Genomic DNA, 6,074 nt, shown 5'->3' on the forward strand with positions numbered 1-6,074 from the left:
CCGTCAGGCCCGGGGCGTCCCCGGCTCCGGGGAAGCCGGGGCGCCCCCGGCTCCGGCTCCGGCCGGCCCGGCGTCGATCTCGGCGACGAGGTCCTCGACCAGGGCCTTGACGGCGTCGCGGATCGGGCGGACGGCTTCGACGCCCCGGCCCGCCGGGTCGTCCAGGGTCCAGTCGCGGTAGTGCTTGCCGGGGAAGAAGGGGCAGGCGTCGCCGCAGCCCATGGTGATCACGTAGTCGGAGGACCGGACGGCCTCGGTGGTGAGGATCTTCGGCTCCTGGTCGGAGATGTCGATGCCGACCTCGGCCATCGCGGCGACGGCCGCCGGGTTGACCCGGTGGCCGGGGGCGGAGCCGGCGGAGCGGACCTCGACGCGGTCGCCGGCCAGGTGGGTCAGGAACCCGGCGGCCATCTGGGAGCGGCCGGCGTTGTGGACGCAGACGAAGAGCACGGAGGCGAGCGGCGCGGCGTCGGGCATCGGGGTGTCCTTCCGGGAGGGGGAGTCGGGGGCGGCGGGGCGGTGGTACCGGCCCGGGGCGGTGTGAAATTATCAGTCCATGGTGATGTCAGTCGACACTGAACTGTTGCGGGTGCTGTCCGACCCGCTCAGGCTGCGGATCGTGACCCTGCTGGCCCACGAGACCCTGTGCACCACGCACCTGGTCGCGGAGACCGGCGCCCGCCAGACCAACCTCTCCAACCACCTCAGGGTGCTGCGGGACGCGGGCGTGGTGGAGACCGAGCCGTGCGGGCGCTTCACGTACTACCGGCTGCGGCCGGAGGTGCTGGAGTCGCTGTCCGGGCAGTTCGCCGGCCTCGCCGCCACCGCCCGCGCCAACGCCGACGCGAAGAGGTCCTGCTGATGTCCCGCACCGCGCCCGCCCCGGACGCCGGGCCCGAACCGCCCTCGGTCGCCGGGAAGCTGTCGTTCGTCGACCGCTACCTGGCGGTGTGGATCCTGGTCGCGATGGCCGTCGGCCTCGGCCTGGGACGCCTGGTCCCCGGGCTGGACGACGCGCTGGCGAAGGTCGAGGTCGGCGGGGTCTCGCTGCCGATCGCGCTCGGGCTGCTGGTGATGATGTACCCGGTGCTGGCGAAGGTCCGCTACGACCGCCTCGACACCGTCACCGGCGACCGCCGCCTGATGGCGTCCTCGCTGGTCATCAACTGGATCGTCGGCCCGGCGGTGATGTTCGCCCTGGCCTGGATCTTCCTGGCGGACCTGCCCGAGTACCGCACCGGGCTGATCGTCGTCGGCCTGGCCCGCTGCATCGCCATGGTGATCATCTGGAACGACCTCGCCTGCGGCGACCGCGAGGCCGCCGCCGTCCTGGTCGCCCTGAACTCCGTCTTCCAGGTCGTCATGTTCGGCGTCCTGGGCTGGTTCTACCTCGACCTGCTCCCGGGTTGGCTCGGCCTCGGCGAGGGCGAACACCTCGACATCTCCACGGGGAGGATCGCCCTCAACGTCGTCGTCTTCCTCGGCATCCCGCTGGTCGCCGGCTTCCTCACCCGCCGGATCGGCGAGAAGAGGCTCGGCCGCGAACGCTACGAGGCGAAGGTGCTGCCGAGGATCGGCCCCTGGGCGCTGTACGGCCTGCTGTTCACCATCGTGATCCTGTTCGCCCTCCAGGGGAAGACGATCACCTCGCAGCCGCTGGACGTCGCCCGCATCGCCCTGCCGCTGCTCGCCTACTTCGCCCTCGTGTGGTTCGGCGCCTTCGCCCTCGGCAAGGGTCTCGGCCTCGGCTACGACCGCACCGCCACGCTCGCCTTCACCGCCGCCGGCAACAACTTCGAACTCGCCATCGCGGTCGCCATCGGCACCTTCGGCGTCACCTCCGGCCAGGCCCTCGCCGGCGTCGTCGGCCCGCTGATCGAAGTGCCGGTGCTGATCGCCCTGGTGTACGTCTCCCTCGCCCGGCGCCGGAAGTTCGACCCGGCGACGGTGGCGGCGGCCTGACCGGACGGCGGCGGCCTGGCCGGGCGGCGGCGCGCGAAAGGGGGGCGAGGGGGGCTCAGCGCAGACCCTGTGCGGCGTACAGCAGGCCGACGCCGGCGGCCAGGGCGCCGAGCAGCAGGCGCAGGACCCCGTCCGGCAGGCGCGGTTGCAGGCGGGCGCCGAGGTAGCCGCCGATCAGGCCGCCGGCGCCGCAGGCCAGGCCCAGCGACCAGTGCGGGGCGACGGCTCCCGGGGCGGTCAGCGACAGCAGCGCGTAGGTGGCCGCGCCGACCGTCGAGGTGACGAAGGTGGAGGCCAGCGCCGCCGGGGCGACGGCGGCCACCGGCACGCCGCGGCCCACCAGCACCGGCCCCAGGAGGGAGCCGCCGCCGATCCCGTAGATCCCGCCGACCGTGCCCACCGCCAGCGCCAGCGCGGTGGTGGCCCGGGCGGAGGGCGGCGAGGCGGCGGGGCGCCGGGCGGGGCGCAGGGCCCGGACGCACAGCCAGGTGCCGAGCGGCAGCAGCAGGGCGGCGGCCAGCAGCCGGAAGACCCGTGGGCCCGGGACGGCGAAGACCCTGATCAGCGCGCCCGCCACCACGCCCGGCACGGTGCCGGTGATCAGCAGCCTGGTCAGCGGCCCGCCCAGGCGCCCGGCCCGGCGGTAGCGCAGCAGCGCCCCCGGCCCGGCCACCACGTTGAACAGCAGGTTCGTCGGCGTCACCGCCGGACTGGGCACCCCCAGCGCGCTGACCTGCACCGGCAGGAGGAACACCGCCCCCGACACGCCCACCGGGGTGGTGAACAGCGAGATCAGCAGCCCCGCGCCGAACCCGCCCGACTCCGTCAGCCCCACCGCGCGTTCCTCCCGTCCCGGTCGATGCGGCAGCCTACGGGCCGCCCCGGGTGCGGGGTGCGGCGGCTCCGGTGGCGCGGGTCCGGGTCCGGGCCGGCGGTTCAGGTCAGCGGTTCAGGTCGAGCAGCTGGGCCAGGCCGGCGAGGACGGACGGTTCGACCCGGTAGTACACCCAGGTGCCGCGCCGCTCGGAGGCGAGCAGGCCGGCCTCGCGGAGCTTCTTCAGGTGGTGGGAGACGGTCGGCTGGGAGACGCCGACGTCCTGGATGTCGCAGACGCACGCCTCGCCGCCGGGGTGCGAGGCGACCTTGGAGAACAGCCGCAGCCGCACCGGGTCGCCCAGCGCCTTGAACATCGCCGCCATCCGGGCCGCGTCCGCCTCGGAGAGTTCCGCCGAGGTCAACGGCGGGCAGCACGGCACCACCTCCGGCGCGAGCACCGGCAACTCCACCCGTGAATTCGACATACGTCTATGTTGACATCCATCGATCCAGCGGGCAAGGTCGGAGGCGACAGCATATCGACGTCTGTCGAATCAGGCGGATCGCGGCGGGGCCGCACCGCCCAGCGCGAAGGGGAGCCAACCGCCATGACCTCCGACACCAACGGCCTGCCCGTCCTCGTGATCGGCGCCGGACCGATCGGCCTGGCCGCCGCCGCCCACCTGCTGGAGCGCGGACTCGAACCGCTCGTCCTCGAGGCCGGGCCGTCGGCCGCCACCGCCGTCCGGGGCTGGTCGCACGTACGGCTGTTCTCCCCGTGGGCCGAGGTCGTCGACCCCGCCGCCGAGAAACTGCTCGCCCCCACCGGCTGGACCCGCCCCGACGGCGCCGCGTACCTGACCGGCGGCGACTGGGCGGCGCGGTACCTCCAGCCGCTCGCCGACGCCCTCGGCGACCGCGTCCGCTACGACTCCCGGGTCACCGGCGTCGCCCGCGCCGGGCGGGACCGGATCGTCGACGCCGGGCGCGAGGAGCAGCCCTTCACCGTCCACGTCACCCGCGCCGACGGCCGCGAGGAGCGCCTGCTCGCGCGCGCCGTGGTCGACGCCTCCGGCACCTGGGCCACCCCCGGCCCGCTCGGCGCCGACGGCCTGCCCGCCCTCGGCGAGCGCGCCGCCGCCGACCGCATCTCCTACCGCGTCCCCGACCTGCGCGACCCCGCCGTCCGGGCCCGCTACGCCGGGAAGCGCACCGCCGTCGTCGGTACCGGCGCCTCCGCGTTCACCGCGCTCGCGGCCCTCGCCGACCTGGCCGAGGAGGCGCCCGGCACCCACGCGGTGTGGGTGCTGCGCCGCGGCCTCACCGGCTCCACCTACGGCGGCGGCGCCGCCGACCAGCTGCCCGCCCGGGGAGCGCTGGGCCTCGCCGCCAAGGCCGCCGTCGAGGACGGCCGCGCCACCGCCCTGACCGGCTTCCGCACCGCCGCCGTCGAACGGGCCGCCGACGGCAGGCTGACGCTGGTCGCCGAGGACGGCGCCCGTGCCGAGGGCCTGGACGAGGTCGTCGCCCTGACCGGCCTGCGCCCCGACCTGTCCTTCCTCGCCGAACTGCGCCTCGCCCTGGACGACCGCCTCCAGGCGCCCGTCGAACTCGCTCCGCTGATCGACCCCAACCAGCACTCCTGCGGCACCGTCTACCCGCACGGCGCACGGGAGTTGGCCCACCCGGAGCAGGGCGTCCACCTGGTCGGCATGAAGTCCTACGGCCGCGCCCCGACCTTCCTCGCGCTGACCGGCTACGAGCAGGTCCGCTCGGTGGCCGCCGCCCTCGCGGGCGACCACGAGGCCGCCGCCCGGGTCGAACTCGCCCTCCCCGAGACGGGCGTGTGCGGCGGCGCCGGTCTCTACGACGAACCCGCCGGGGAACGGGACGGCGGCTGCTGCGGCACCCCCGCCGCACCGCGGCTCATCACCCTCGGCGTCCCCCCGGCGGGCGGGTCCTGCTCGTCCGGGGGCGGCTGCTGACCGTCGGCGCGGGCCCCGCCCGCCACGGGCGGGGCCGGGGCCGTGCGGGTCAGGCGGGGACGCTCCCGGCCGCCCGGTGGGGCTGCCCGCGGCGGGAGCGGGTGACGGCCAGGGCGGCGGCGACGGCCAGGGTGGCGGCGCCGAGGAGGGCGACGGCGCCCGCCAGGGTGCCGGTGGGCCCGGCGGCGGCGAGGAGGAGCAGGGGGCAGACGAATTCGCCGAGGAAGAAGGCGGTGTTCCACAGGCCGGTGCCGCGGCCGCGGTTGGCGGGGGTGAGCAGGGCCATGGTGCGGGTGATCAGGGTGGGCAGCAGCAGGCCGGTGCCGAGGCAGTTGACGACGGCGCCGACGACCAGGACGGGGACGCTGTCGGCGAGGGCGATGACGCCGAAGCCGAGGCCGCAGAGGGCGAGGGTCCAGGGGAGCAGGCGTTCGGCGCGGTCGGTGAGCCGGGTGAAGGCGATCGCGCCGGCGACGGTGGCGGCGCTGGCGACGGCGGTGCACAGGCCGATGGTGGCGGGGGCGGTGGTGCCGAGGTCGTCGAGGAGGTAGGAGGTCTCGACGGGGACGGTGTAGAAGACGATCGCGCCGAAGAAGGTCAGCGCGCAGGGCGCCAGCAGGCGGCGCAGCAGCGGGAGGGCGGGGGAGCCCGGGGCCGCGGCGGCGCCGGGCCGGTGGTGGGCCGGGCGCAGCGCGGTGGCCAGCAGGGGCGCGAGCAGCAGGCCGACGGCGTAGGCCCAGAACGGGGCGCGCCAGCCGGCCGAGCCGACGGCGCCGCCGAGGGCGAAGAAGGCGGTGGCGGAGAGGGCCGAGCACATGGCCTGGAGGGCGAGGTACTTCTCGCGCCGCCGGCCGGTCCAGTAGTCGCCGATCAGGGTGGTGCAGCAGGTCATGATCGCGGATTCGGTGACGCCGACCAGGGCCCGGCTGGCGATGATCGCGGGCAGCGAGTCGAGCCAGAGCGGGGCGGTGCCGACGAGCGCGTACAGCACGGTGGCGACCACCAGCAGCCGGCGGCGGCCGAGCCGGTCGATGACGGCGCCCGCGAACGGGGCCATGACGGCGAGGGAGAGCGCGGGGACGGTCAGGGCGACGGGGGCCAGGGCGTCCGCGCCGGGGGTGGCGGCGAAGTGGTCCTGGAGCCGGGGCAGGACGGGGGCGATCAGGACGGCGCCGAGGATCGGCAGGCAGCTGCCCGCCATCAGCAGGGCCGCCGTCAGCCGGGGACGGGCGAGCGCCGGGCCCGGCGCGGGCAGGTCGGCGGGAGGGGAGGCGGGCGCGGGGGCGGGCGGGGCTGCGGGCATGGCGGGTC

At 76.0% G+C, this 6,074-nt stretch carries 7 protein-coding genes; 3 read left to right on the plus strand and 4 right to left on the minus strand.

Annotation, left to right across the window (positions count from 1 at the left end; all coding sequences use genetic code 11):
• Positions 1-3 precede the first annotated feature (3 nt).
• Entirely contained in the window at positions 4-477 is a 474-nt protein-coding gene (locus tag OO48_RS29825) for an arsenate reductase ArsC (RefSeq protein ID WP_051733106.1), read from the minus strand.
• Between the two features lie 79 nt (positions 478-556).
• Between OO48_RS29825 and OO48_RS29830 the strand changes: the two genes are divergently transcribed.
• Positions 557-862 carry an ArsR/SmtB family transcription factor gene (locus OO48_RS29830; protein WP_033221921.1) on the plus strand — a complete coding sequence of 102 codons (306 nt, stop codon included), beginning with the start codon at positions 557-559 and terminating at the stop codon, positions 860-862.
• Positions 862-1,962 carry an ACR3 family arsenite efflux transporter gene (gene arsB, locus OO48_RS29835; protein WP_033221922.1) on the plus strand — a complete coding sequence of 367 codons (1,101 nt, stop codon included), beginning with the start codon at positions 862-864 and terminating at the stop codon, positions 1,960-1,962. The genes OO48_RS29830 and arsB overlap by 1 nt, the downstream gene beginning before the upstream one ends.
• 55 nt (positions 1,963-2,017) lie before the next feature.
• Here arsB and OO48_RS29840 read toward each other — a convergent pair whose 3' ends face one another.
• Both OO48_RS29840 and OO48_RS29845 read right to left on the minus strand, forming a co-directional pair.
• Positions 2,018-2,797: a sulfite exporter TauE/SafE family protein gene (locus OO48_RS29840; RefSeq protein ID WP_033221924.1), complete on the minus strand. Its 780-nt coding sequence runs from the start codon at positions 2,795-2,797 to the stop codon at positions 2,018-2,020.
• 106 nt (positions 2,798-2,903) lie between these two features.
• Positions 2,904-3,263 carry an ArsR/SmtB family transcription factor gene (locus OO48_RS29845; RefSeq protein ID WP_033221926.1) on the minus strand — a complete coding sequence of 120 codons (360 nt, stop codon included), beginning with the start codon at positions 3,261-3,263 and terminating at the stop codon, positions 2,904-2,906.
• Positions 3,264-3,386: 123 nt separating this feature from the next.
• Here OO48_RS29845 and OO48_RS29850 point away from each other — a divergent pair, with 123 nt between their 5' ends.
• Positions 3,387-4,763, plus strand: a complete 1,377-nt coding sequence (locus OO48_RS29850; RefSeq protein WP_033221928.1) for an NAD(P)-binding domain-containing protein — start codon at positions 3,387-3,389, stop codon at positions 4,761-4,763.
• A 49-nt stretch (positions 4,764-4,812) separates the two neighbouring features.
• On the opposite strand, the gene OO48_RS29855 is transcribed toward OO48_RS29850, so the two are convergent.
• Positions 4,813-6,074: MFS transporter (locus tag OO48_RS29855; protein ID WP_425338596.1), on the minus strand; the 1,262-nt coding region annotated here is incomplete at its 5' end.

Source organism: Kitasatospora phosalacinea (assembly GCF_000716545.1).
Lineage (GTDB): Bacteria > Actinomycetota > Actinomycetes > Streptomycetales > Streptomycetaceae > Kitasatospora > Kitasatospora phosalacinea.

Coding starts and splice junctions, on each gene's coding strand:
- OO48_RS29845 (WP_033221926.1), bottom strand. CDS start 3,263: ATGTCGAATTCACGGGTGGAGTTGCCGGTGCTCGCGCCGGAGGTGGTG.
- arsB (WP_033221922.1), top strand. CDS start 862: ATGTCCCGCACCGCGCCCGCCCCGGACGCCGGGCCCGAACCGCCCTCG.
- OO48_RS29850 (WP_033221928.1), top strand. CDS start 3,387: ATGACCTCCGACACCAACGGCCTGCCCGTCCTCGTGATCGGCGCCGGA.
- OO48_RS29830 (WP_033221921.1), top strand. CDS start 557: ATGGTGATGTCAGTCGACACTGAACTGTTGCGGGTGCTGTCCGACCCG.
- OO48_RS29825 (WP_051733106.1), bottom strand. CDS start 477: ATGCCCGACGCCGCGCCGCTCGCCTCCGTGCTCTTCGTCTGCGTCCAC.